Origin of the sequence: Microcoleus sp. B9-D4, assembly GCF_036705105.1 — a bacterium.
In the GTDB taxonomy this organism is placed as follows: Bacteria; Cyanobacteriota; Cyanobacteriia; order Cyanobacteriales; family Microcoleaceae; genus Microcoleus.
Window position 1 is genome coordinate 1 of record NZ_JAUBTS010000018.1, and the last position, 25,682, is coordinate 25,682.

A 25,682-nucleotide genomic window follows, 5' to 3' on the forward strand; every position below is an offset into this window, starting at 1 on the left:
GTCCTTTTTGGACGGGCGGGACGCCCATCCCACAATAACAATTAAAATTGTAAGTTATTTAATTCGCGATCCGATGAAGGCAGATGCACGCAGATGAACGCAGATACATTTAAAGATAGGAGAGCAAAGAATAGCTTCAATTCAAGTCTAATATTTATCGGTTAAATCCTGTAGATTGCTCGTTGCCGAACTTCCTTTTTTCCCCAAAAATTATGAGCCCTGAGTTTTGGATTCCAAGTTTAGCAAAAAACTCAAACCTCAAAACTCAAGACTCAAAACTCTTTCAGGCTAAAAGCCGATCGATTCAGTTGATCGCCCGACACAAATAATCGCATCAGGGCAGCATCAATTACCGGCGACGGGGAACCATCGTGTCGATATTGATATTAGCTAGAGGCACGCGCTGGGGCGGAGTAGCAGGCATGGGCATATTGCGCGCCATACCCAAATAGTTCGACGGATCGCCAGCCTTCGGTTGCTTCTCTTGAGGAACAAAACGGCGCACGCCAGTCTGCCAGATGATTTGCGGGAAGCCAAGCTGCGAACGGTGGTACTCACCGTAGCGGGGCGTTTTCAAGTTGAAAGGAGTGTCTCCTCCAACTCGCTGAGGCAAAATTCGGCGCTGCTGGTAAGGTATTGTGTCATAGCCGAACTTATCCAGGTACTCTTCGCTATTGACCAACTCGTCAATAAAGCCTTGAGGCCCCTTATTGGCTACGACGATCGACCAAGCAATCTTTTCGCGCTCGCTGTACACATCCCGGCCCAAAATGCGCTGCACGCACATTTCCACAAACCGATAGTTGCTGTTAGTTTGGTAATTCCGCTCTAGGAAAGGAGAAGAAGTCGCCAAACCGCGAATAAAGTCTCGCACCGTAATTTGGCCGAACTTGAGTTGCGACTCCAAAGACTTTTGGCGGTTGCTCTTGAGGATTTGGTGTTCGCTGTAAATCTGGCGATATCCAGCCCAAATCAAATTTTCCATGTCTCCAGACGAGAGCACATTTTCAGTTGTGAAAATTCTGGGCTGCTCGTCGCTCCCTGTTTCAAAACCAGCTACGCGCTGGTTTTGGCTTTTGGGGGCGTAGTTTATCAAAGGTAGCGCCACGTTAAAATCTCCGTTATCTCAAATTTCAGAAATAGTTGACACCGTGAGCTGCCAGCATAACGGATACAACTAACCAACATACAGATTAGGGGATTCCCGCAATCTAAATCTGATTTTCCTGAATTTTTGCAACAATCTGTAACATTTGTTGACTGTTGTCAGTTGTCAGTTGACTGTTGTCAGTGGGCAGTGGGCAGTGGGCAGTGGGCAGTCAACACTCAACAATCAACAGTCAGCAGTCAACAGTCAACAGTCAACAGTCAACAGTCAACATCCAACAGCCAAATTACCAACCCAGAGCCGAATAAAACTCGCTAGCGGGTACTTGATCTCCTGCTGCTTCTGATGTTGCATCCGAGTCTGGTTGCACCCGAATTTCGGTACAAAAAGTCGATGTGCTGAAACCGCCAAAGCGCTTTACGGTACTTGTCCGCATCCGCACGTTCGGATTAGCAAACCAGAAACGCTCGATCGAACTCATCGTCTCGTATTCCGTAATCAGCAGCAGCCCATCCTCATCATCCATCTCAAAACGGCCAGCCACCGGCACAATTTCCGCATAGCCCCGTTCGCGCAACATCAAGCCCTGCCGGGGATTTTCAGGATCGGGGACGATCGCGAACACTGTAGACCCTTTATGATTCTCATCATCCTTATCCCACGCCATCGAGCCGTGCCAAGTCACAAAAGCCCCCCCAGCAGCCCGGCTCGGATCGACTTCGTGCATCTTGCAAATATCGGCCACTCGCGCGTCATCCGCACCCAGCGCCGTTACCTGAATATTTGAATCCCCAATCTCCGCTTGGCGGAAAGCGAGGTGGTGAGTGCTGCGCTGAGATCGCCACTCCCCAGCGCTGCTTTGAAAAAACTCCATTGCATCCATACAAACTATCTCCTTTGGCTTATGCTTCCCGGTCTTGACGCCTTTTTATGATAGAGCTCCCCCCACTTAGATGTACTTTTGCTACACAAATTAGTCTTAAAATGTGTACTTTGGACATATTGTCAAGGGAATGTTATGATAGTTTACAATGTAGGAGACACAACAAATTCTGCGAAACGTCATTCCGATCAATTTCGCATTAATCTCAGCAAACTGGAGGAGCGATTTATGGATATGCCTACAACCAGCCTCAGCATGGAACAGCAGTTCAAACTTCAAGTGCTGCGCGAAGAAGTCAAAAGGTTAAGCCAAGACCAAGCTCAGGAATACTTGCTCGAAGTTATGCGGCAAAGTATGGTCAAAGAAAACCTGTTTAAGCATTGGATGAAGAATATGTGAACTCTTCGAGCATTTCTTCACAAAAATCAGCCGCTTGTATCTGCAAAAAGTGCGATAGACTCACATCTTGCACCATTGTCAAGAACAGGCTTTCCGGCCTGTTCCACAAAGAGTGAATTTTCTTGTGGAACAGGCCGGAAAGCCTGTTCCTAAAAAGCTTATTGAGAATGGTGCAACATCTCAGATCGAGCTATTAAACATAAAACCCAGAATCCCGCCTTCTCCAAGAAAGCGGGATTCTAAATTCAGAAAAGTTTTATGCAGTTTTTTTTGTCGCTAGCATACTCAGCAAATTAAATGTTTTTAGTCTCCTAGATAGGGACTTCGTTTTTGTAGCGACAGGCTTCAACCTGTCGGGGACTCAACCAAAACGGCCACTCACATAATCTAAAGTAGACTCTTCCTTCGGAGTTTGGAAAATTACCTCAGTCTTGTCACACTCCACAAGATAGCCAAACCGCTTCCCATCGTCAGAAAGTTTAGCATTGAAAAAAGCAGTCAGGTCAGAAACCCGCGAAGCCTGCTGCATATTGTGAGTAACAATCACAATCGTATACTTCTCCTTGAGTTCCCGCATCAACTCCTCAATCTTAATCGTAGAAATCGGGTCAAGAGAAGCGCAAGGTTCATCCATTAACACTACATCAGGATTAATCGCGATCGCCCTAGCAATACACAAACGCTGCTGCTGGCCACCCGAAAGAGAAAAACCGCTTTGCTTCAACTTATCCTTCACCTCATCCCACAAATAAGCTTGGCGGAGCGACTTCTCCACCAGCTCATCCATATCCCCCTTATAATTGTTCACCCTCGCACCGTAAGCAATATTGTCATAAATCGACTTCGGGAAAGGATTCGGCTTTTGGAATACCATCCCAATCTTGCGGCGCACCTCTACAGCATCAATATCAGAATCGTAAAGATTTTGACCGTAGTAATCAATTCTACCCTCTAAACGAAAACCGTTAACTAAATCGTTGAGGCGGTTAAAACATCGCAGAATTGTACTTTTACCGCAGCCAGACGGCCCAATCAACGCAGTAATGCGATTTTTAGGAATCTCCATTGAAACATTTTTAACTGCGTGAAAAGCGCCGTAAAAAATATTGATATTTTCTGTCCGTAAAATTGTTTCCGTTTGCTTGTCTAAATCCATCATCATACAGGTAAAAATCCTCTCAAATTTTACTCAAGACCTGGGTTACATTCGGCCTTCACCATAAGTGCATGAAGGCATTTTTAAAACTCACCCTTTAATACACTTTTTTGTGAGTAGCCCAGCGAGAAAGAATACTCGTCAGCAACACCATACACACCAAAATCAAAGATGCAGCCCAAGCCAATTCTTTCTGTGCCTTAAAAGGCACCGTTGCAAAGTTGTACACCAAAACCGAAAGACTCGGAGTTGGCTTATCAAATCCAGCAGGCCAAAAAGGCGAATTCAGCGCCGTAAAAATCAAAGGAGCAGTTTCTCCAGCCGCGCGAGCAATTGCCAGTGTCACACCCGTTAAAATAGCCGGAATTGCCGCAGGCAAAACCACCTGCAACACCGTTTGATAATTAGAAGCACCCACACCAACCGAGGCCCATCTAATATCTTGCGGGACGATTTGTAGAGCTTCGTCAGTAGTCCGCACAATCGTCGGCAACATCAGCACAGCCAGCGCCGCACCCCCTGCAATTGCCGAAAAACCTCCCATATTTACCACGAACAAACCGTAGGCAAATACCCCTGCAATAATCGAAGGAACGCCGCTGAGGACATTAGTAGCAAAGCGCACCCAGCGAGCGATTTGGCCGCTGCTGAATTCCGACAAATAAACGGCTGCCAATACACCAAAAGGAACAGCGATTAAAGAAGCAATTCCCACCGTCATCAATGTACCGAGAATTGCATTAGCAATACCGCCTCCCGATAGTCCGGGCGGCGGTGGCAGCTTGGTAAACAAGTCTAAATTCAGGCGATTGAAACCTTGTACGGTGACATAGGAAAGAACTGCAAACAAAGGCAGCAGAGTGATGGCTAGACTAGCTCCAGCCAATACAGTCATCCCCAGACTAAACAGCGCTTGCGGGCTGTTTTTAACCTTCTTTAAACTGCCTGTTTTCGATACCAAAGGATTCTCATCGGAGACGCTATTTGACATAAACTAAAACTCTGTAGGAAATGGCGGCAAACTTCTAGTTGTACTTCGCTCTTACTTGAGAAACAATCCACTCTGCTAAAATATTAACAATCAGTGTCATAATAAACAGAATTAGCCCAGTGTACATCAGAGCTGCTACTTGCAACCCGGAGGCTTCCGCAAACTGATTTGCCATCAGAGAAGCAATAGTATTTGCCGGAGCTAGCACAGAAAGACTTAACTGATTGGAATTGCCAATTAACAGAGTCGCAGCCATTGTTTCTCCCATCGCGCGACCGAGCCCAAGCATAATTCCGCCGACAATACCGGAAAAAGCCGCCGGTACGAGCACTCTAAAAATTGTTGTCCACCGAGTAGCTCCTAAACCTAGAGATGCTTGCCGCAAATCGGGCGGGAGACTTGCCAAAGAGTCGCGGGAGATGGCAGTAATAATCGGCAAAGTCATAATTCCCAAAATTACTCCTGCTGGTAACATTCCCGGGCCCACTGGCGAGGTGCTAAAAATCGGCAGCCATCCGAAAGTGCCGTTGAGAAACTTGCCGAGAGTGGTAATCATGGGAATCAATACAGCAATTCCCCACAAACCGTAGACTACGCTGGGAATGGCGGCTAAAAGTTCTACTAAAAAAACTAAAGCGGTACGCACTGGCAGCGGCAAAAAATCTTCACTCAAGAAGATGGCAGTCCCTACTCCTAATGGTACTGCAATTAGGAGCGCGATCGCCGAACTGACGATCGTCCCGTAAATCATCGGCAGCGCACCGTACTCTTCTTTAACCGGATTCCAATCACTGCCAAACAGAAAGCCCAAACCGTACTGTTGAATCGCCGGTAAAGCCCGATAAGCAACGGTGAGCGCGATTACCAGCAAAATTACACCAACTCCTATGCCCAAAATCCGCGTCAGCCAGATAAAGCCTTGGTCTAAGGATTTTTCTGCCCCAGAGCGCGATCGGCTCTGTGATTGAGCGCTGTTATTATCTGAAATCATAGAAAAAAAAACCAAATATATAGTAGCCGAAAATAGCCTGTTTCGGAAAAAGCTAGAAGGAAGCAGAAAGAAAGACGATAAATAAAATCACAGAGGGGCGGGTTTATTAATCCCCTGACTTTTCAACAAATATTTCTGGTAAAACCTGACCCTTGTATTTTGAAAGAGGTAGATGGCGATTTACCGTTGGGTGGGGCGGGTTTATCAGATTATTGATTTTAGGCAATTATTGTCGGTGAACCCGCCCCTACAGAAATATCTCTCTTCCTTCTTCCTTTTTTCCCTCTGCCAACTGTCAACTAACAACTGCCAACTGTCAACTGCCCACTGACTTCTCTTACTATTTGGCAACCTCAATCTTGTAGTCTGCGCTGATGCCGTCAGCGGCCGCGGCTACTTTTTCTTTAACGTTTTGGGGCAGAGGAACGTAGCCCAATTCGGAACTAACTTTTTGACCTTCATTCAAGCCGTATTCAACCATTGCCTCGATGGTTTTGGCTTTGTTGGGGTCAGTAACTGTTTTGGGGACGAGCATCCAAGTGTAGGTGACAATTGGATAGGATTGAGCGCCTTCGGGGTCTTCGATAAATGCTCGCAGGTTTTCCGGCATCGGCACAGTTGCTAAAGCTTGAGAAGCTGATTCGTCGGTAGGTGCGACAAAGCTGCCTGCTTTGTTTTCCAAAGATGCAAATTTGACATTGTTGTTTTTGGCGTAGCCGTATTCTATGTAGCCGAGGCTGCCTACGGTTTGCAGAATTTGAGCTGTGACGCCTTCGTTCCCTTTTGCGCCTACGCCTACGGGCCACTCTACTGTTTTGCCGTCGCCTACTGCACTTTTCCAGTCGGGGCTGATGGCACTCAGGTGTTTGGTGAAGACGGCGGTGGTACCGCTACCGTCGGAACGGTGGACGATGGTGATGGCTTGGTCTGGCAATTTAGCGGTCGGGTTGGCGGCTGCAATTTTGGGATCGTTCCACTTGGTAATTTTACCGGCGAAGATATCTGCGTAAACATCCCGTGGCAGTTTCAGTGGTTCGGTTAAGTCTGGCAGGTTGTAGCCGATGACGATGCTGCCGGCTGTCATGGGCAGCAAGATTACGCCTTTGTCTGCTGGAACTTTGGCGATTTCGTCGTCTTTCATGCCGGTGTCGCTGGCCCCAAAGTCTACTGTGCCTTTGGTAAATTGTTCGACTCCGGCGCCGCTGCCTACTGATTGATAGTTAATTTGTACTTTGGGGTTGATTTTGTTGAAGTCTTGAAACCAACGCTGGTAAAGGGGGGCGGGGAATGAGGCGCCGGCTGCGGTGATGGCTACGTCTGAGGCTAGGGCGAGTTTGGTGTTTTCCGCTGTGCCGGTGGCTGCAACGGGGGATGCGCCGGGGGATGCTGCGGTGTCGCCGGGGCTGGTGGTGCTGCTTGTGTTTGTGCTGGGACTGCTGCAAGCTGCTACACTGAGGGCGATCGCCATAGCGGAAATTGCAGTAGTCAGACGGTTTGAATTAATCAAGTTGAGACGAAAAAGCATAGGTATAAAAAATCTGCGATCGTTATATGGGTCTCCCGCATCAGCATAGCGCGCAAAAGTAAAGGTTAGGTTAAGAATCTTTACACTTAATGGCAATTTAATATTAATTAATATTATTAATTAATTGATGAGCTTGACAAGGGTGATTTTCTAAGATAAAGGCAAAATAGATTTGTACGGAAACCAGGATTCGATCGCCCGATCGCGAAAAATTCCCCATTAAATTATCACAATATCCAGGCTTGAGAACCAGAAAACCATACAATGGTGGTTATTTTGACAGTGGTGCTACTATTAAGAATTTAAAAGCTGGGGGCATTGAAGCTTGCATCGGACAAATACCTTCTGAGGAATGCCGTTTGATGATATAGCAACCGCCCTGACGGTTAGGACGTTCTTAATTGCACAAACATAAACGGTCGATTGCAACTTCGGTCTTCCTTCTTCCTTCTGCTATAATGCCTGCTCCTATTGAATTAATCTGGGCTGTTATTGGTTTGCTCCTGACGATAGGAGGCACTTTTTTGCCTGCATCTGTCACAATTCCTATTGGGTTGTGGGACGATCGAGGACTTCAGGCGTACTCTTTAGGTGTTACCTATCAAATTGGAGCCGTCTTGCTAGTAGGCTGCATGGGGGGGAAAAATGCTGCGGCTCTCTCGCAAATTGCTTATTTGGCATTAGGATTAACTTTGTGGCCAGTTTTTTCTCAAGGCGGCGGCATCGGCTATCTCAAAGAAGCGAGTTTTGGGTATTTGCTGGGTTTTGTGCCTGGTGCTTGGGTGTGCGGCTGGGTGGCTTTTAAGGTGGCTTCGCGGCTGGAATCTATGGCTTTTAGCTGTTTGTGCGGTTTGTTCACTGTTCACGCGATCGGCTTAATTTATCTAATTTTTACTTACTGGCTGCCTCCGGCAAAAAAAACACCTTTATTCGATGAGATTCTTAAATATTCGGTTTATCCTCTGCCGGGACAATTGGCGGTAGTTTGTGCGATCGCAGTGCTGTCATTTACTTTACGCCGCTTGATGTTTTATTAATTGGGGAATTGGGAATTGGGAATTGGGAATTGGTAATCGGGGATTGGTAATTGTGCAAAATAAGGTTATACTATCATTTCCCAACGGGAGAGTTATCGCGCTGCGGCTGGGATTGCTTTGACCCACTGCATTCTGCTCGCAATGACAAGTGAGATTGGAGTAAATTCTCTCATGCCCGATGCCCCATTTTCTATTGCTTAATTCATGCGTTTTAAAAGAAATCCCTTGTTCTGGGTTGCTGCTGTTATCAGTTTAGTTTTAGACCACCTGGCTAAGTTTTGGGTGGTGCAAAATTTTGACTTGACGGTTCCTCCGCAGACGCAGGCGGTGTTACCTGGGGTGTTTCACTTCACTTATGTTGTTAATACCGGTGCGGCTTTTAGTCTTTTCAGCAATGGCGGGGCGATTTGGTTGCGGTGGCTGTCTTTGGCCGTTAGTGTCGGATTGATAGTGCTGGCTTGGTTTGGGCCACGAATTAACCGCTGGGAACAAGCTGGCTACGGTTTGATTTTGGGGGGAGCACTGGGGAACGGGATCGATCGATTTGTTTCGGGCCATGTTGTAGATTTTATCGATTTTCGGATCATTCGGTTCCCCGTATTTAATCTAGCCGATGTGTTTATTAATGCTGGGATTATCTGTTTGCTGATTGCAACTTTTCACAGTGAACCGCCGACTCCGAAAAGTCAGGACGATCGCAATTCTATTTCAGAGTAAATTTGAAGAAGCAAGAAGGAAGTTCGCCAACCGATTCGCTTTCTTCGGATGTAACGGATGTAACAGCTAACTAACTGTAGGGTGCGTCAGCGGGGAGATCCTTAGTTTGTGGTCGCCACATTCAACCCTGACGCACCCTACAATGACTTTGGAAATGGCTTAAAATGAGATAAGAACAGACCTATTGTTAAAACTAAATTTGCCCGTGAATCCTAATCCATTTGCCCAAGAACGCTTACTATTTGCCCCAGCAACCCCCGATGCTGATGCTATCCCGACTATTTTTGCTTTTCCCAACGAGTACACGGTGGGTATTACCAGTCTCGGCTATCAGATAGTGTGGGCCACTTTGGCTGTGCGATCGGATATTGAAGTGGGCCGTTTATTTACTGATATCCGCGAACAACTTCCCCGACATCCAGAATTACTGGGATTTTCGCTTTCTTGGGAACTAGACTATGTAAATATTCTCAATTTATTGGAATCTCTAGAAATTCCGATTTGGGCGTCTAAACGAACGGATAATCATCCCATAGTATTCGGCGGTGGCCCGGTTTTTACGGCTAATCCAGAACCTTTTGCCGATTTTTTTGATGTGATTTTGCTGGGAGATGGCGAACATCTCATTGACAATTTTATTGATGCTTGTAAAGAAGTCCGTACCGCCGACAGACAAACTAAATTGCGGCATTTAGCCCAAGTTCCGGGAGTTTACGTCCCCAGTTTGTACGAAGTAACTTATCTGGATGCGACTGAGGGGATTAAATCGATTCAGCCTGTCGATTCGGAAATTCCCAGTATGGTTGAAAAACAGACGTACCGCGGCAATACTTTATCTGCTTCTACTGTGGTGACAGAAAAAGCTGCTTGGGAAAATATTTACATGGTGGAAGTGGTTCGTAGTTGTCCAGAAATGTGCCGTTTTTGTTTGGCAAGTTATCTGACTTTGCCGTTTAGAACTGCGAGTTTGGAGGATTCGTTAATTCCGGCGATCGATCGGGGTTTAGCTGTGACTAATCGTTTGGGTTTGTTGGGTGCTTCGGTCACTCAGCACCCGGAATTTGAAGCGTTGCTGGATCATTTGAATCATCCGAAATACGACGGCGTGCGGCTGAGTCTTTCTTCGGTAAGGACGAATACGGTGACAGTTAAATTAGCCGAAATTTTGACAAACAGAGACAGCAAATCTGTGACAATTGCGGTGGAAAGCGGGAGCAATCGCCTCCGCAAAATCGTTAACAAAAAACTCACAAATGACGAAATTATCCAAGCGGCGAGCAATGCTAAAGCTGGTAGCTTAAAGGGAATTAAACTTTACGGGATGGCGGGAATTCCCGGCGAAGAAATGGAGGATTTAGAGGAAACGGTGGCCATGATGCGGGCGATTAGAAAAGCTGTTCCCGGTTTGCGGTTGACTCTGGGATGCAGCACTTTTGTCCCGAAATCTCACACTCCTTTTCAGTGGTTTGGAGTGAATAAAGATGCGGAGAAGAGGCTGAAATTTTTAGATAAAGAATTGCGGAAGTTAGGTTTAGAATTTAGACCTGAAAGCTATAACTGGTCGGTGATTCAGGGGTTGTTGTCAAAGGGCGATCGGCGGTTGTCTCGGCTGTTGGAATTAGTGCGGCATTACGGCGATACTTTGGGCAGTTATCGGCGGGCGTTTAAGGAGTTGCGGGGACAGTTGCCGGAGATGGATTTTTATGTTTTTCAAGAGTGGGAATTGGATCAGGTTTTGCCTTGGAGTCATTTAAAAGGGCCGCTACCGGAGGCGACTTTGAAGAAGCATTTGGCTGAGGCGATGAGTCATTTTAGGACGAAGGATTTGCAGTTGACGAGTTAGGAAATAGCGGATGCGAAAGTGCGTTAGCGAAGCCCGCCCCTACGGGGGCTACGCCAACGAAGAGGATCGCATCTTTGCAAGTAAGTAGATTGAAAGCTAACTTAACAAGATAAAATAAGGAGCGACGTACTATAATACAATTATGCCAGAAGTTCAACCCAAGGAAATTCAGCGTTATGTCACCTCAGATGGCAGAGTACCTTTCGCTGAGTGGTTTGATTCCTTCAAAGATACAAACACTCAAGCCAAGATTCGATCTAGGCTAAATCGGGTTGTTACTGGTAATTTGGGAGACTATCGTTCAGTGGGAGAAGGAGTTTGCGAACTCAGAATAGACTATGGCCCTGGTTTCCGAATCTATTTTGGGCAAGTTGGAACAACAATTGTGCTTCTCCTCTGCGGTGGAGATAAAAGCACTCAAAACCGAGATATCCTCCAAGCAAAAGAATACTGGACAGATTACAACAGGATTTAAAACAATGGCTAAAAGTATTCCAGATCATCCGTTTTTGATTGAATCTCTGAGAAAAAACCCGGCATTGTCAGCCGCCTATATAACGGCGACTATAGAGGAAATCGACCCGGAACCTGAATTGCTGAAACTTGCTCTGGGCGATGTAGCAGAAGCTCTCGGTCAACCAAAAATGACTCCTGAACAATATGAATTGCACTTAAAAAAACTGGATGAATTGCTGTCGCAGCAAGGAAGTGATGCGATTTATAATCTGGGAACTTGGCTGAATGCTTTGGGATTGAAACTAACAGTTGCTGTTTGTACTGATACAGAGGATAATACTGCAAATGCTGAAAGGCGATCGGAAATAACTGTTTAACTTAATCTAGAAAATGCCTAATTTTCGATATTCATCCCTAATTAATGCCACCGTTGAAACAGTCTGGAACTTTCACGAAAGGCCGGACATTCTGCAACTTTTGACTCCGCCTTGGCAACCGGTGAAAATCATTCGCCGCGAAGGGGGACTCGATGTGGGTGCTGTATCAGAATTTCGCCTGTTATTGGGGCCGATTCCTGTAAAATGGGTGGCGACTCACACTGAGTGCGAACAATATCGCTTGTTTGTTGATGAACAAACTGAGGGGCCAATGGCACGTTGGACTCACCGACACGAGTTTACCTCAGAAAATGGCCACACTAGATTGACAGATGCGATCGCATTTTCGATACCGGGCGGCCCGATTGTCGATTTGCTGTTAGGTTGGTGGGTAGAAATGCGGTTAACAGATATGTTTCGCTACCGCCACGAAGTCACAAAAAGAGAGTGCGAGAAAGATGCAAACAACGGCTGAATATTACTGTGCTTTCTGCGGCGAACCGAGTACAACTTTTGTTGATATTAGCGGTGGTATGGAACAATCTTATATCGAAGATTGTCAGGTTTGCTGTCGCCCGAATGTTCTTTATGTCAGAATAGATGAAGATACCCTGGATATTGAAATAGATACTGACTATCAAGAATAAGTGACTATAAAAATGTCGGAATTGCCTTTGATGCTGACTTGGTAGAATTTATCAATCTTGAAGCGGCTGCTTCTACGAAAGCCCGAAAAATTCGAGAGTTGAACGAACAGTTGGGTGACATTTCTGGGTGCCATTGAATTGCTATCATCCAAGGGTGATAGCAGTGCTCCATTGCTTCTACCAAAGTGTCAGGTGCATCGGCTACTATTTGCCAATCGGATGTTACCTTTCGCACTGCTTGATGATGCCAGGAAACAACTGTTGTTGAAGTTTTTCCCATAATTTTTGCTAGCCGACTGTTTGGCTCAATTTGAATGGTATGCTCGATCGCACGTGGCGGAATTCCCGATCCGTGATTAACCTCATCTCCGTAAGCATCCGGTACGTGAATCACCAAACTGCCGCCGCTGGCTACGTTCAACATTTGCATTCCCCGGCAAATCCCCAACACAGGTATGTCAGCCTTCAAAGCTAGCTTTGCTAAGCTTAATTCAAAATTGTCGCGTTCTGCATTAACCGAGTAAACTGTGCGATCGACATAACCGCCATAAAGTTCTGGGTTGATATCTCCGCCCCCGGAAAAAATCAAACCATCTACTGCATCCAAAATACTAGCCGGATCTAATTGATTGGGGGGCAGTAAAATCGGAATGCCACCAGCCGCCTGCACTGCATCAATATAAGTTCCATTTAAACGATATTCGCCTGCTGGACAGCGGTTGTATGTTGTGATGCCAACAATCGGAAATTTTTTCATTTGCTAGAGGTTGGGAGATAATTATTTAGATTAATACTCAGATTTGGCACTATTTGTAATCAGTGTTTCATGGGCGGGCTAGGAGCCCAACCCCTACTCCCCAAAATAAAACTTACTTACTTATTGTGGAACAGGCATCTTGCCTGTTTCTTGTCTGATTACTTGTGATGGATTTCTAGATTAAACTGAAAATTACCAGCACTGCTGTCTAATTTGTAACAGTTTTACTATTAGTTTCCGGCAGGGGTTTGCGCGTGCACAGATAAGCCAGCGGCCCGAACAGCGGCACTAATGTTACTGCCCAAAATGCTGTAGAGTTCTGCATTCCTCGGCGCGCCATATCGTCTCCTAATAAGGCAGGAAATAGCAGGCAAAGCATACAAAAATCTAAACTCATTACATGGATAAAGCGGCTAGTCTGCCACTGCTGAATAAAATCAGACCAATCGCCGTTTGTCAAGCCAAAGGCAACTAAACCAACAGCAGCTAATGTTAAGAAAAATCCAGTAAAACGGGAGTCTAATATCTTTAAAAAGATATTTTTTTGACCGGGAAATTCTGGATTAGGTTCGCGCAGGGCTAAATAAGGCAGCAAGGCAACGGCGCCGACGCCAAAGGATAAAGTGGCAAATAACCATGCAGGTATTTTCTGGCCCCTGCCGTCAGCAAATAAGACGCAACTGTAGATGAGCGGCCAGACTCCCATGAGGTTGAATAACGCTACAATTAAAGGGTTGATGTCTGCTATTTTGCCTGTGGAAATATTGGTAATTAGTGTGATGGTTTTTTCTGGGCTGTCGGGTGGTGCAAATACAAAGGCGTAGGTGATAAATGCAATCCAAAGCAGCCCAAATCCAATTTTTCTGAACATAGTTAGTTTTTCTGACTTCTGATATTACTATAGCAAGCTTAAAGGGTTTTTGAATAATACTTTTTTTATTTACCCCAGAGGACGCAGAGAACGCTGAGGAAGACTGGAGAATATCTGAATGTATTGCTATTTGGTATTGCGGGTTTTGGGCAGATTGCTAAATTTTTGCATAAATTGGCGATCGATCCAATCTTTCCAGTACCACAACAACCGTGATTCCCACATGAAAGATCCGCGAGATGCGATCGCCCTTTTATTTCCAGTACCAATTAACCCTAAGTATTGTTCCTGCGGTGCAAAGGGTTTCAGCGGTTTTTCCAATAAAAACTGCTGCAAGTTTTCAAACAGCGGTTTGCCCTGACGCACGGCAAACACGCCTGCTTTGGGACGCGGATAATTAACCATCGCAGCGATATCTCCCGCCCCAAATACGTTGGGGTGAGAGACTGATTGCAGGCAATCGTTGACTTGCATAAAGCCGTTTGAGTCGGCTGCTAAACCGGATTCTCTTATCCAATTGGCTGCCGATGCTTGTGTCACCCAAAAAATGATCTCGCACTCTAATTCTAAACCTGATTGACAGGAAATTTTGGCATTGGGCATTGGGCATTGGGCATTGGGCATCGGGCATTCTTGATTATCTTCTATGTCACTCGTTTCTGGCTTTTCTATAGCACTAACTTTTTCCATTAAATGCAGTTTAATCCCACGACTAATCAGAATTTCTTTCAGGCGGCGACGCACCCGTTTGTTATGTCCCGGCATTAATTCAGCACCGCTATGAAACAAATGAATTTCTGATGATGAATTTTCTAAATTTTCTTCCCTGGGACGACTTCCATCGGACTTCCCCAATCGAGATTGCATATTTAATGCTAATTCTACGCCGCCTGCACCGCCCCCTACAATGGCGATCCGCAGCGGTTTTTGGAGAGAGTTTTGCCTTTCGGAAATTAACTGATTCCAGCTAGCTAAAAACTCCGGTACGGGTTTAGCTGCAATTGCATATTCTGCGGAACCCGGTACAGATAAAGTCGCAGGAGTGCTGCCGATATCCACCGAAAGCACATCAAAATTAACCGGAGGACGAGTTTGACAAATAACTAAATTTTTGTTAAGGTCGATCGCGATCGCCCGATCGATCAATATTTGACACCCGGCAAATTCCGCGAGCGATCGCAAATCGATGTGACATTGATCGTAATCGTAAAACCCGGCAACGTGCCCCGGCAGCATCCCCGAATAAGGCGCCTGCAGCACGTCGCTAATCAGAGTCAAACGCACACCGGGCAGCGGTTGGATACCGAACATTTTTAATACGATAGCATGACTGTGACCGCCGCCAATTAACACTAAATGTTTCACAATTACAGATGTTCGATCGAGATATTCTTTTCCCCGATATTGTACAGCACTTGCACTCCTGGGGCCGCACTGTCCGGTAAGGAAGGCTTGCAGTGCGTAATTGATTTCCCAGCAGTTAGACAGAATGCTGTCACTTACCATCTGTCTCCGAGATTATACGGAACTCAGTTGCGATCGCATAACATCAATGCACCCATTTCAGTTAACCTATTCCACATTCAGGGCAAATGGCTGTAGACTGTAGAGCGAGCAAATTTTATCACCAAATTATGTCGGGGTGTGTTTCAATAGCTAACTCACCATTCAAAACTATGACATTACGCATCATTCCGCGCAGTTGGCAGCGATCGATTAAAACTCTTTTCCCGCTTCTGTTTGCCCTCTCATTCATTATAGTATTGCTGGCGAACCACTTCATTCCGGCGATCGCCCAGGAACCCCGCCAGGAAATTCGCGGCGTTTGGATGACGACAAACGACAAAGACATCCTCAGAGATCGTCGCAAACTAGGAGATGCTGTCAGCAAACTCAAACGGTTAAATTTCAACACAATCTATCCCGTTGTCTGGAATTCTGGCTATGCAATGTATCCCAGCGATGTAGCGCAGCAAAAAGACATTCAACCCTTTGTTTACAGAGGGTTAGAGGGACAAGATATGATCGCAGATTTAATCGCTCAAGCTCACCGCCAAGGCCTGCTAGTAATTCCTTGGTTTGAGTTTGGTTTCATGGCTCCTCCCACATCAGAATTAGCCTTAAATCATCCCGATTGGCTGACACAAAAACAGGACGGTAGCCAAACATCAACTGGTGCAGGTGGCGAAGTAGTTTGGCTCAATCCCTTTCATCCCGAAGTTCAGCAATTCATTACCGAACTCGTACTAGAAATCACCACTAAATATAAGGCCGACGGCATTCAATTTGACGACCACATGAGTTTGCCGTCTGAATTTGGTTACGATGAGTACACAGTTGCTTTGTATACCAAAGAAACAAAAAAAGCTCCGCCCAAAGATTTTCAAAACCCAGCATGGGTGCAATGGCGAGCCAATAAAATTACCGCTTTTATGTCCCAGTTAAATCAAGCCGTCAAAGCAGTAAAACCCCATGCCATTTTCTCAATTTCTCCCAATTACTACGAGTTTGCTTACAAACATCACCTGCAAGATTGGCTGGCTTGGGTGCGTTTGGATATTGCCGACGAGCTAATTGTGCAAGTGTACCGTCCCAATTTAGAATCATTTGTGGGCAAGATTAACCGTCCAGAAATGCAAGAAGCACAGCAAAAAATTCCCACCGGAATTGGGATTATGACTGGTTTGAGAAATAACCCCGTACCGATTCAGCAAATTAAATCTCAGGTGCAAGCAGTCCAAGGATACGGCTTAGGTGTCGCTTTCTTCTACTACGAAAGCTTGTGGGAATATGCACCAGAACCTCTAGCAGTCCGACTTTCTCAATTTAGCGGTTTCTTCCCGTCTTCTGCATTCCGAACAGCGCTACAAATACCCAGACGCGCGGCGACTTTCCCTCCGCCTGCGCCACCAAAACCAGACCCCAAAGCTAAGCCAGAGGAACCTACCAAAAACAGCGCACCTTCGCCATCACCAACCACGTAAAAGAATTAAAGAGTCATCAGTCATTAGTAATTTTGTAGGGTGTGCCAGTAGTCCGACAGTCCAACAGTCCAACAGGGGTTTAAACCCCTGTCTCATAGCTGAAGTCGTCTAAAGACGACTGTACCCATTCTATCAAAGCTGTTTTTGTATAGAGTTAGCGCCGAATATATGTGTAACTCTAATTTTCAAAATAGAGATTACTATTTGAGTCGGTTTTAACCGACTTATGCTATTAGACAGGGACTTGAGTCCCTGGCGGCCCGTGGCAGAATGAAACAGCTCTACTTGGGGCTAGGGGATACCGAGTTATTTTCCTATAAAATATCCGTATTACCAACAAATACCATCAAAAAAATGCAAACAAAAGAAACAATTTTACTACCAAAAATGGGCTGTGGCACTTGGGCTTGGGGCAACAGATTGCTCTGGGGCTACAATGAAAGTATGGACGAAGAATTGCAAGCCGTTTTCAATCTTTGTGTGAGTAACGGTGTCACTTTATTCGATACCGGCGACTCTTACGGAACAGGGAAATTAAATGGACGCAGCGAACAGCTTTTGGGGCAGTTTTCTCAACAATATCAAGGTGCAAACAAAGACAGTATTTGTATTGCAACAAAACTGGCTGCTTATCCTTGGAGACTGACGCGACAATCAATGATATCGGCTGGCAAAGCCTCTGCGGCGCGCCTCGGAAAAAATGTAGATTTGGTGCAAATGCACTGGTCTACAGCAAATTACGCTCCTTGGCAAGAGGGGGCTCTTTTAGATGGTTTGGCTGACCTTTACGAGCAAGGATTGGTCAAGGGAGTGGGCTTGTCTAATTACGGGCCGAAACGGCTGAAATGGGTGCATCAAAGATTTAGCGATCGCCAAATTCCTATTGTTACTTTACAAGTGCAATATTCGCTACTTTCCACCTATCCGGTGACAGAACTCGGATTGAAAGATGTTTGCGATGAATTGGGGATAAAATTGATTGCTTACAGTCCTCTAGCCTTGGGTTTGCTGACTGGTAAATATTCCGAAAATGGATCTCTTCCTAAAGGTATTCGAGGTTTGGCGTGCAAGCAGCTACTTCCGGGAATGCGATCGCTTTTGGAGTGTTTGCGAGAAATAGCGGCCTTCAGAAACAAGACTGTTTCCCAGATAGCAATTAACTGGTGTATCTGCAAAGAAACTATTCCGATTCCGGGGGCGAAATCTGCGGCACAGGCGATGGATAATATTGGTGCTTTGGGGTGGGAGTTGGACTCCGGGGAGATTGCCGAATTGGATAAGGCGGCGGCGAGTGTAGATAAAAAAATGGTGCAGAATATCTTTCAAACTAAGTAATATCTGAGATGTTGTACCATTCTCGTGAACAGGCAAGATGCCTGTTCCACAAGACATGAATTTGCTTGTTGCACAGAAACTAAATTTTCTTGTGGGGTGGGCTTCTAGCCCGCCCATAAAAGGCCGATCGAGAATGGTGCAAGATGTGAGATGTTTTACCATTTTCATGAACAGGCAAGATGCCTGTTCCACAAGACATGAATTTGCTTGTTCTAGAAAAACTAAATTTTCTTGTGGGCCGTTGTTCCTAGTCCGCCCCTGAAAGCCTGATTTACATCACGCAAAACTTTTCCACACACCGCACAAACATTTCTACACCCATCCCCAGCGCAGTTTCATCAAAATCAAAGCGCGGGTGATGGTGCGGGTAAGCCAAGTTTTTCTCTGGATTTGCCGAACCCAAAAAGAAATAGCAACCGGGGACTTCTTGCAAAAAGAACGACATATCCTCGCCGCCCATTGTTTGACATTCGGGAACGATTCCCGCAGGAGTTTCGACAACTGCTTCTGCAACGTCGCGCACCAATTCAGCTATTCTTGAATCATTAATAACTGGCGGGTAAAGCGCACAATAATCTAATTGGTAATTTGCCCCGTGACTCTGACAAATTCCGGCAATTACTTGCTCGATTCGCTGTGCAAAATAACCTTGATATGCAGGATTGAAATAGCGCACCGTGCCACCGATTTGAGCGGTATCGGCAATGACGTTGTGGGTGTGGCCTGCGTGGAATTTGCCGACAGTTACTACCGCTGAGTCGATCGGGTCAATGTTCCGCGCGACAATAGCCTGCAAAGCGCTGACAATTTGGGCTGTAACTACGATCGAGTCCACAGTCTGATGTGGCATTGCGCCGTGTCCACCTTTGCCAAAAATCGTGCAGTCAAAAACTTCCACAGCCGCCATCAGCGCGCCGCTGCGGACGCCTACAGTGCCCAAAGGTAGATTGTTCCACAAATGCAAGCCGACGATCGCATCAACATCAGGATTCTTTAAAACTCCCGCTTCAATCATCGGTTTTGCGCCTCCTGGCCCTTCTTCGGCGGGCTGAAAGATAAATTTTACTTTACCAGAAAAGCTGTGTTTGTGCTGGGCGAGATAACAAACAGTACCGAGGGCGATCGCAATGTGGCCGTCGTGACCGCAAGCGTGCATAATTCCATCATGCTGCGATCGATAATCCACCTCATTTTCTTCTTGAATCGGCAAAGCATCCATATCCGCCCGAATTGCCAAAACCCGCCCCGGTTTGCCGCTGTCTATAGTGGCGACAATACCAGTTTTAGCAATATTAGTTTCATGATCAATGCCCCATTCCTGCAACTTTTGTGAGACAAACTGCGCCGTTAAATTTTCATCAAAACTCAACTCCGGCTTTTGGTGCAAAAGGCGACGCCATTCGACTAGCTGAGGCTGCAAATTTCTAATTTCCAGCCGCAATTGAGATAAATCGACAGAAGTTAAATTCGGTAAAGTAGAAACCATTTTTCATTCTCCTTATAACAATTTGTGAAACTCTCTCTTCTCTTTCTCTGCGCTCTCTGCGCTCTCTGCGGTTAAAATAAAATCTTAGTTTTTAACCACAGAGGCCGCAGAGTACGCAGAGGAAGAGAAGAATCAGAAATAGAGGTGTTTAGAATAGGGTTATTTAGAAGTCTGAGGAACTAAATTAACCCCTGGTAGTAACCGCTCTAAATCTAAATCTGAAGCAACTTTAGCTAATTTAGCAAGGTCAGTCGGGTCATCTAAATGCGGCAAAATACCCAACACAGGTATTTGAGTCAGCGACTGGATCAAATCTAGGGGCGCTAAATCGGCAATTTCTTGTTCAGAATAAGCTTTAACGCAATTGAGCACAATTCCTCTGAGCTTAAAACCAGTGTGTCTGGCGAGAGCAACATTCGCCACAGCTTGCCCGATCGCCCCCAACCTCACAGGTACTACCAAAACCCCCCTCAGCCGCCAATCCCTGGCAATATCGGCCACCGTCAGTTCCCGCGTTACAGGCGAACCCAGTCCTCCCAAAGCTTCCACCAACACAAAATCCTTGCGTTCAGAGAGGCTTTGCCAAGCCGTCCAGACCTTTTCGAGTTCGATACGTCTCCCCTCCAGTTCGGCGGCAATTGGTGGTGCTAGAGGCGCATCAAAGTGCAGCGGATTGAGTTCTTCGGGGGATTGGTCGAGGGAAAACAAACGGGTGTAGAGTTCGCGATCGCCCGTTCCTGTTTGCATGAGTTTCATAATTCCCAAACTGCGATCGGGAAAATACATTTGCCAATAAGCAGCCAGAGCGCTGGTCAAAACAGTTTTGCCCGCGTCGGTATCAGTTCCAGCAATTAGCAAGGAGTTCATTGACAAATAGCTAACAAATAATTGGCCTCAACATCAGTCTAGGGGAATTTTGCCAGAAGTTTAGAGTTCTGGCGATGGTGCGGGTGTTGGTGCTGGTTCCGGTTCCGGTGCGGGTTCCCGTTCCGGTTCCGGCGACGGTGCAGGAGTTGGGGCAGGTTCCGGTGACGGTGCGGGTGTTGGGGCAGGTTCCGGTGTTGGTGCGGGTGTTGGGGCAGGTTCCGGTGTTGGTGCGGGTGTTGGCGCTGGTGTTGGCGCTGGTGTTGGGGACGGCGCGGGTGTTGGTTTGGGTGCGGGTGTTGGTGCGGGCGCCGGTTTGGGGGTCGGTTTGGGCACCGGAGTCGGCGCGGGCGTCGGTTTTGGTGTCGGAGTTGGCGCTGGGCTTGGTTCTGGGCTTTGTTCTGGCAAAGGTTCTGGGCTTTGTTCTGGTAAAGGTTCTGGGCTTTGTTCCGGCAAAGGTTCTGGGCTTTGTTCTGGTAAAGGTTCTGGGCTTTGTTCTGGTAAAGGTTCTGGGCTTGGTTCTGGTAAAGGTTCTGGGCTTGGGGTTGGCAAAGGTTGGGGGGTTGGGGTTGGCAAAGGTAGCGGGTTTGGTACCGGAGTTAGTGTCGGCGTCGGACTGATGACTGCTGGCGCTGTCGGAGTGGGTTTGGGCCGCGAATTGTTGAGAAATGAGCCGACTAAAGCCCAGGAACCGAAGCCAGTCAAGATTACTAAGCCCGTCAGCAGTCCGATCGCAGCGATGGGATTGTCCCAAAAAGAGCCGCCAACAGGCTCACTTAACGGATCTGGCTGGTTTTGCGGGTGGGAACTCTGGGCGGCGGGCTCTGGCGGCCTGCCCACCGCCACCGTTGCTATTAGCGAAGGGTTTGTCGGCACCACTGGGGGCGCGGGCGGTACAGTTGGCTGGCTAGGTTTAGGATTAGTTTGGGCGTCGAGTGCTTGGGCGACTTCGCTGACAGATTGATATCGATCGCCCGGAGATCGGCTCAACATCCGATTCAGCACCAAAGCCAAACCCGTGCTCACCTGCGCTTGCTGCTGCCAATTCCACTGCAGCGTTGTTTGATCGAGCAATTCCTGCGGTTCTTTGCCCGTCAGCAGGACGATCGCCGTTACGGCTAAAGCGTAGAGGTCGCTGCTAGCTGTTGCCCGCCCGCTTTGCAACTGTTCCATCGGCGCGTAGCCGATTTTACCCACTGTTGTCGCGTGGGCTGTTCCTTCGGGAGACTGGACTTTGGTGGCAAGTTCCTTCACCACTCCAAAGTCAATCAGCACCGGCATCTGGTCGTTTTCCCGCCGAATTATATTTTCTGGGGAGATGTCGCGGTGGATGATGCCGCGGGCGTGGATGTGAGCGAGTACCGGCAGCATTTGCCGGATGAATACCAAGACTTCGGCTTCAGTGAAGCTGCGACCATTTGAAGTTCGATCGAGCATTAGTTCGCGGTAAGTCATCCCTTCCACGTAATCCTGCACTAAAAACAAACGCTGGTTCTCTTCAAATATTGCTCGAAACTGGGGAATTTGTGGGTGCCCAATTTGGTAAAGTATTGTCGCCTCTCTTTGAAACAATTCCTTCGATTTTTCCAAAACGTAAGGCCCGCTTTGCACCGGAATCAATTCCTTCAGCGCGCAGCGTTCTTGAAACCGCCCCAAATCTTCTACTAAATAAGTGCGGCCAAATCCTCCTTGACCTAAAATATTTACCAAGCGGTAGCGGTTTTGTAGGAGAGTTCCAATAGCAATAGGTGGCTGCATAAGTTTAAGTTGAAACTGTTAAAAAATAGACGATCGCTCACAGACATAGACTTCTACGTCTTTAAGGCTTCATAGCATACTTCACTGTCTCTAGTTCCCAGTCCCGACCAAAGTTAGCATTTTACGTTTTTTTACGCAACTTTGAGAAACCAGTTTTTTTTGCAAATTTAATTCGGGGCAACCACGGGGGGTTTGCCCCTACCTTCTTCGTTCTGACTAATGACCAATGACCAATGACCAATGACCAATGACCAATGACCAATGACCAATGACTAAGGACTAAGCTTTGCTTTCACCATGTCTTGAATTCTGTTACCGTCTGCTTTGCCCTTAAGCTGCTGCATTGCCTTGCCCATCACCTTGCCCATATCTTTTGCAGAAGTAGCGCCAACCGACGCAATCACTTCGTCAACGACTTGACTCACCTCTTCATCTGACATCTGCGGCGGCAAATACTCTTCAACAATTGCCAACTCCGCTTCTTCTTGTGCCACTAAATCTTCGCGGCCACCTTTGCGGTATTGTTCGATCGAATCCCGGCGCTGTTTGGCTATTTGCATCAAAATTTCCATTTCTTGAGCTTCTGTCAGCGTGTCTTGCCCGGAGGGACGGAGGCTGACTTCTTTTTCGAGAATAAATTTCTTGATGCCGCGAACTGTTTCCAAGCGAACTTTGTCCTTGGACTTCATGGCTGCTTTGATTTCTGCGTCAATGCGTTCTCTTAAGCTCATCGATTTCTACCTTGCTTTGCCCGATATCAAAAATCTGAAGTGTGCTTCCGATTCTTAACTTTTTTTACAGTATTTTTCAATTTTATTGCCTGTTGGTGGCTTTTTTATCGCATTGAACCCGGATGCCTTGGGCTTTCGACTGAATTTGGGGTGGCTGCGCTTGCAGCCTCAGCCCCAAATTGACTCTCGCCAGAACTTTTAGGCGCAGGGGCACAAGTGCGATCGTACTTCTGCCAGTACAGAGGTCGCTAGAGCCCACATTCCACGCCCTGGGGTGTCACACAGCATAATTACGCAGAAAACTCTATCTTTAAAGTAATAAATTATGCCTTTTAAAAGTAATTTATCCGTTAATCTACGGTATTTTAGTATAATTTATAGTTTTATTGCTGGATAAAAATAAGTAAAAACCGATTGTGACCGTTGAAGGTGTCGAATGTGGGCTAGAAACCCGGTTTCTCGGACATATTTCTGCAAGTCCTATTCAATTCGCCTAACCTAACACTTGTGGTCGCCCCGAAAGTTAAATGTATTAAAAAATTGGCTGAATATTTCTAGTTTCAGATGGTAAGATAGCGATGGAATAAACGTCCTGCAAGAGGCCTGCTGTGATCCGTTCTGCTACTTTACCGCTTCCGCTTCCCGAGCCGCCGGTTTCCGCTCATGACCGTCTGCGGCTGTTCTCCGGTTCTGCTAATATTCCCCTCGCCCAAGAGGTGGCTCGCTATCTGGGGATTGATTTGGGGCCGATGGTTCGCAAGCGGTTTGCTGATGGGGAACTCTACGTTCAAATTCAAGAATCGATTCGGGGTTGCGATGTTTACTTGATTCAGCCAACTTGCTGTCCGGTAAACGATCGCCTCATGGAATTGTTAATTATGATCGATGCTTGTCGCCGCGCTTCGGCTAGACAAATTACTGCTGTCATTCCCTATTACGGATATGCTAGGGCTGACCGCAAAACGGCCGGAAGAGAGTCGATTACTGCAAAATTAGTGGCTAATTTGATTACGGAAGCTGGGGCAGGTCGCATTTTGGCGATGGATTTGCACTCGGCTCAAATTCAAGGTTATTTTGACATTCCTTTCGATCACGTTTACGGTTCGCCGGTGCTTTTGGATTATCTGGCGAGCAAGCAATTGACGGATATTGTTGTGGTTTCGCCGGATGTTGGCGGAGTCGCTAGGGCGAGAGCTTTTGCCAAAAAGCTTGGTGATGCTCCCCTGGCAATTATTGACAAGCGCCGCCAAGCTCACAACGTGGCAGAAGTGATGAACCTCATCGGTGATGTCAGGGGCAAAACTGCTGTTTTGGTGGACGACATGATCGATACTGCGGGCACGATTTCTGAGGGCGCGAGATTGTTGCGCCGCGAGGGTGCGAGGCAGGTTTATGCTTGTGCTACTCATGCGGTGTTTTCGCCTCCGGCGATCGAGCGTTTGTCTAGCGGGATTTTGGAAGAGGTAATTGTTACGAATACAATTCCTGTGCCGGAAGAGAACCGTTTTGAGCAGTTGACGGTGCTTTCGGTAGCCAATTTGCTCGGAGAAACTATTTGGCGGATTCACGAAGATAGTTCTGTAAGTAGTATGTTCCGCTAGACAGGAAAGGCGCTTTTTGAATGTTTGTTTTAGGGTGCGTTAACAAGAGTGTAACGCACCGTTTTTTTGCCCAATAGTGCGATCGTTTCCCGCAAGTAATCAGCCCAGGCGCATCTAAATTTTACTGTCAACTCCCATCAAATTCTTGTGGAGTGGGCGTCCCGCCCGCCCGGAAAATACAATTTAGATGCCGAACAGCTTATCAAGTTCCTCGGTAAAATAACGGTTATAAGTTTGTACTGAGGACTCAAGTCCTCATACAATTCGCTCGGACTTGAGTTTTCACTACGAACCAATTTGACGATCGCCGATCGATCGCACTTGGTACCACCGGAACAAGAGATGGTAAAATTCTATCTTGTTGTTGGAAGAGGGCGACTTTTTTATATTCTAGATAAGTCTCATCAGCATAAGGAGCCAATAGGGAAAAATCATGAAACATTCACTTGTACGAACAGTCGCCGCACTGGCAGGTTCAGCAATTTTAACAATCGGGGCGATCGGTTCGGCTAAAGCATTTACTTTTGACGAAACCGACATTAACCAAGACCGAGTAATTGTCATCGCCCAACCTCGCCCTTTCGGCGGCTACCAATTGCTAATTGTAGAACAGGTATCTGACAAGCGAAAATGCTGGAGCGAAAGTGGCTCTAATCCCGTGAAAGTCGATCCCTTATTAGTTACTTTTGATTTCACCGGTATTTGTGGCCGCGCAACTGACAGCAACGGCTTTTCAATTCGCATGGCCGGCACCGATTTAGCATTAAAATACACCCTGACTTTGGAAACTGTTGATGGTAATGTTCTACTAATGGGAACCCCGGTAGATTACCAAGGTAAATCGGTGATTATCGGTCGCACAAACGGCGATGTTAACGACTTCATGAAAATCAGTCTCGATCCTGCTTGGCGCTTGAGTAAAAGAGCTTACCAAGGACGCACATTAGGTCACTTTTATTTCACTACCAATGAACCCGCACCGGGAGAAATTGGCAATACCGGAGGCAATACCGGAGGTAATACCGGAGGCAATACTGGAGGCAATACCGAAGCAATACCGCAGCCAATACCAATACCAATACCGCAGCCAATACCAATACCGCAGCCAATACCGCAGCCAATACCGCAGGAAATACCAATACCGTAGGCAATACTGGCTTTTCTA

The 25,682-nt window shown here is 46.7% G+C and carries 27 protein-coding genes; 12 read left to right on the forward strand and 15 right to left on the reverse strand.

Annotated elements, in window-relative coordinates:
* Positions 1 to 349: 349 nt before the first annotated feature.
* Together QUB24_RS13155 and QUB24_RS13160 are read right to left on the reverse strand one after the other, a co-directional pair.
* Positions 350 to 1,108: a phycobilisome rod-core linker polypeptide gene (locus QUB24_RS13155; protein ID WP_333153596.1), complete on the reverse strand. Its 759-nt coding sequence runs from the start codon at positions 1,106 to 1,108 to the stop codon at positions 350 to 352.
* 286 nt (positions 1,109 to 1,394) lie between these two features.
* Positions 1,395 to 1,991 carry a phycobiliprotein lyase gene (locus QUB24_RS13160; RefSeq protein WP_333153598.1) on the reverse strand — a complete coding sequence of 199 codons (597 nt, stop codon included), beginning with the start codon at positions 1,989 to 1,991 and terminating at the stop codon, positions 1,395 to 1,397.
* A gap of 228 nt (positions 1,992 to 2,219) precedes the next feature.
* On the opposite strand from QUB24_RS13160, the gene QUB24_RS13165 reads away from it, so the two are divergent.
* On the forward strand, positions 2,220 to 2,390 hold the full coding sequence (locus tag QUB24_RS13165; protein ID WP_190657595.1) for an NblA/ycf18 family protein: 171 nt from the start codon (positions 2,220 to 2,222) through the stop codon (positions 2,388 to 2,390).
* 361 nt (positions 2,391 to 2,751) lie between these two features.
* Here QUB24_RS13165 and pstB read toward each other — a convergent pair whose 3' ends face one another.
* The 4 genes from pstB to pstS all read right to left on the reverse strand — a co-directional run bounded on the left by pstB (position 2,752) and on the right by pstS (position 7,053).
* Positions 2,752 to 3,552: a phosphate ABC transporter ATP-binding protein PstB gene (pstB, locus tag QUB24_RS13170; RefSeq protein WP_333153599.1), complete on the reverse strand. Its 801-nt coding sequence runs from the start codon at positions 3,550 to 3,552 to the stop codon at positions 2,752 to 2,754.
* Between the two features lie 91 nt (positions 3,553 to 3,643).
* A complete protein-coding gene (gene pstA, locus QUB24_RS13175) occupies positions 3,644 to 4,537 on the reverse strand; it encodes a phosphate ABC transporter permease PstA (RefSeq protein ID WP_333153600.1) in 894 nt (297 codons plus the stop codon).
* 34 nt (positions 4,538 to 4,571) lie between these two features.
* Positions 4,572 to 5,528: a phosphate ABC transporter permease subunit PstC gene (gene pstC, locus QUB24_RS13180; RefSeq protein WP_333153601.1), complete on the reverse strand. Its 957-nt coding sequence runs from the start codon at positions 5,526 to 5,528 to the stop codon at positions 4,572 to 4,574.
* Between the two features lie 340 nt (positions 5,529 to 5,868).
* Positions 5,869 to 7,053: a phosphate ABC transporter substrate-binding protein PstS gene (pstS, locus tag QUB24_RS13185; protein ID WP_333153721.1), complete on the reverse strand. Its 1,185-nt coding sequence runs from the start codon at positions 7,051 to 7,053 to the stop codon at positions 5,869 to 5,871.
* A 458-nt stretch (positions 7,054 to 7,511) separates the two neighbouring features.
* On the opposite strand from pstS, the gene QUB24_RS13190 reads away from it, so the two are divergent.
* The 7 genes from QUB24_RS13190 to QUB24_RS13220 all read left to right on the forward strand — a co-directional run bounded on the left by QUB24_RS13190 (position 7,512) and on the right by QUB24_RS13220 (position 12,130).
* Positions 7,512 to 8,090, forward strand: coding sequence for a biotin transporter BioY (locus QUB24_RS13190; RefSeq protein WP_006635529.1), 579 nt, complete (start codon positions 7,512 to 7,514; stop codon positions 8,088 to 8,090).
* Positions 8,091 to 8,294: 204 nt separating this feature from the next.
* Positions 8,295 to 8,807, forward strand: coding sequence for a signal peptidase II (gene lspA / locus QUB24_RS13195; protein ID WP_333153602.1), 513 nt, complete (start codon positions 8,295 to 8,297; stop codon positions 8,805 to 8,807).
* Between the two features lie 205 nt (positions 8,808 to 9,012).
* Positions 9,013 to 10,650 (forward strand): radical SAM protein, encoded by a 1,638-nt coding sequence (locus QUB24_RS13200; protein ID WP_333153603.1) that lies wholly within the window; start codon positions 9,013 to 9,015, stop codon positions 10,648 to 10,650.
* 142 nt (positions 10,651 to 10,792) lie between these two features.
* Positions 10,793 to 11,125 (forward strand): type II toxin-antitoxin system RelE/ParE family toxin, encoded by a 333-nt coding sequence (locus QUB24_RS13205; RefSeq protein ID WP_194008965.1) that lies wholly within the window; start codon positions 10,793 to 10,795, stop codon positions 11,123 to 11,125.
* A 4-nt stretch (positions 11,126 to 11,129) separates the two neighbouring features.
* The gene (locus QUB24_RS13210) at positions 11,130 to 11,483 is read left to right on the forward strand and encodes a transcriptional regulator (protein WP_333153604.1); all 354 of its coding nucleotides are present in this window, start codon (positions 11,130 to 11,132) and stop codon (positions 11,481 to 11,483) included.
* Between the two features lie 13 nt (positions 11,484 to 11,496).
* The gene (locus QUB24_RS13215; protein WP_333153605.1) at positions 11,497 to 11,958 is read left to right on the forward strand and encodes an SRPBCC family protein; all 462 of its coding nucleotides are present in this window, start codon (positions 11,497 to 11,499) and stop codon (positions 11,956 to 11,958) included.
* Positions 11,942 to 12,130 (forward strand): CPXCG motif-containing cysteine-rich protein, encoded by a 189-nt coding sequence (locus QUB24_RS13220; RefSeq protein WP_006635525.1) that lies wholly within the window; start codon positions 11,942 to 11,944, stop codon positions 12,128 to 12,130. Before QUB24_RS13215 ends, QUB24_RS13220 begins: the two co-directional genes overlap by 17 nt.
* A 4-nt stretch (positions 12,131 to 12,134) precedes the next feature.
* Here the strand turns inward: QUB24_RS13220 and QUB24_RS13225 are convergent, their stop codons facing one another.
* The 3 genes from QUB24_RS13225 to QUB24_RS13235 form a co-directional block, all read right to left on the reverse strand.
* Positions 12,135 to 12,887: a gamma-glutamyl-gamma-aminobutyrate hydrolase family protein gene (locus QUB24_RS13225; RefSeq protein WP_333153606.1), complete on the reverse strand. Its 753-nt coding sequence runs from the start codon at positions 12,885 to 12,887 to the stop codon at positions 12,135 to 12,137.
* A 208-nt stretch (positions 12,888 to 13,095) separates the two neighbouring features.
* Positions 13,096 to 13,758: a DUF2834 domain-containing protein gene (locus tag QUB24_RS13230; protein ID WP_333153607.1), complete on the reverse strand. Its 663-nt coding sequence runs from the start codon at positions 13,756 to 13,758 to the stop codon at positions 13,096 to 13,098.
* A gap of 126 nt (positions 13,759 to 13,884) precedes the next feature.
* The gene (locus QUB24_RS13235; protein ID WP_445300408.1) at positions 13,885 to 15,069 is read right to left on the reverse strand and encodes an FAD-dependent oxidoreductase; all 1,185 of its coding nucleotides are present in this window, start codon (positions 15,067 to 15,069) and stop codon (positions 13,885 to 13,887) included.
* Positions 15,070 to 15,350: 281 nt separating this feature from the next.
* Between QUB24_RS13235 and QUB24_RS13240 the strand changes: the two genes are divergently transcribed.
* Together QUB24_RS13240 and QUB24_RS13245 are read left to right on the forward strand one after the other, a co-directional pair.
* Positions 15,351 to 16,742, forward strand: a complete 1,392-nt coding sequence (locus tag QUB24_RS13240; protein ID WP_333153608.1) for a glycoside hydrolase family 10 protein — start codon at positions 15,351 to 15,353, stop codon at positions 16,740 to 16,742.
* A 354-nt stretch (positions 16,743 to 17,096) separates the two neighbouring features.
* Entirely contained in the window at positions 17,097 to 18,077 is a 981-nt protein-coding gene (locus QUB24_RS13245) for an aldo/keto reductase (RefSeq protein WP_333153609.1), read from the forward strand.
* Positions 18,078 to 18,348: 271 nt separating this feature from the next.
* Here QUB24_RS13245 and QUB24_RS13250 read toward each other — a convergent pair whose 3' ends face one another.
* From QUB24_RS13250 to QUB24_RS13270, 5 genes are all read right to left on the reverse strand, one after another.
* Positions 18,349 to 19,563: a M20 family metallopeptidase gene (locus tag QUB24_RS13250; RefSeq protein ID WP_333153610.1), complete on the reverse strand. Its 1,215-nt coding sequence runs from the start codon at positions 19,561 to 19,563 to the stop codon at positions 18,349 to 18,351.
* 159 nt (positions 19,564 to 19,722) lie between these two features.
* Positions 19,723 to 20,430, reverse strand: a complete 708-nt coding sequence (gene bioD, locus QUB24_RS13255) for a dethiobiotin synthase (RefSeq protein ID WP_333153611.1) — start codon at positions 20,428 to 20,430, stop codon at positions 19,723 to 19,725.
* A gap of 60 nt (positions 20,431 to 20,490) precedes the next feature.
* Complete coding sequence (locus tag QUB24_RS13260; RefSeq protein ID WP_333153612.1) at positions 20,491 to 22,185, reverse strand: protein kinase domain-containing protein; 1,695 nt, start codon at positions 22,183 to 22,185, stop codon at positions 20,491 to 20,493.
* A gap of 272 nt (positions 22,186 to 22,457) precedes the next feature.
* On the reverse strand, positions 22,458 to 22,916 hold the full coding sequence (locus QUB24_RS13265; RefSeq protein ID WP_333153614.1) for a GatB/YqeY domain-containing protein: 459 nt from the start codon (positions 22,914 to 22,916) through the stop codon (positions 22,458 to 22,460).
* Positions 22,917 to 22,998: 82 nt separating this feature from the next.
* A complete protein-coding gene (locus QUB24_RS13270) occupies positions 22,999 to 23,175 on the reverse strand; it encodes a hypothetical protein (protein ID WP_333153615.1) in 177 nt (58 codons plus the stop codon).
* Between the two features lie 349 nt (positions 23,176 to 23,524).
* Between QUB24_RS13270 and QUB24_RS13275 the strand changes: the two genes are divergently transcribed.
* Positions 23,525 to 24,517, forward strand: a complete 993-nt coding sequence (locus QUB24_RS13275; protein WP_333153616.1) for a ribose-phosphate pyrophosphokinase — start codon at positions 23,525 to 23,527, stop codon at positions 24,515 to 24,517.
* A 247-nt stretch (positions 24,518 to 24,764) separates the two neighbouring features.
* Here QUB24_RS13275 and QUB24_RS13280 read toward each other — a convergent pair whose 3' ends face one another.
* Positions 24,765 to 24,959 carry a hypothetical protein gene (locus tag QUB24_RS13280; protein ID WP_333153617.1) on the reverse strand — a complete coding sequence of 65 codons (195 nt, stop codon included), beginning with the start codon at positions 24,957 to 24,959 and terminating at the stop codon, positions 24,765 to 24,767.
* Here QUB24_RS13280 and QUB24_RS13285 point away from each other — a divergent pair.
* Positions 24,951 to 25,664 (forward strand): DUF3747 domain-containing protein, encoded by a 714-nt coding sequence (locus QUB24_RS13285; protein WP_333153618.1) that lies wholly within the window; start codon positions 24,951 to 24,953, stop codon positions 25,662 to 25,664. The two genes, QUB24_RS13280 and QUB24_RS13285, sit on opposite strands and share 9 nt — an antisense overlap.
* The last annotated feature ends 18 nt before the right edge of the window (positions 25,665 to 25,682 follow it).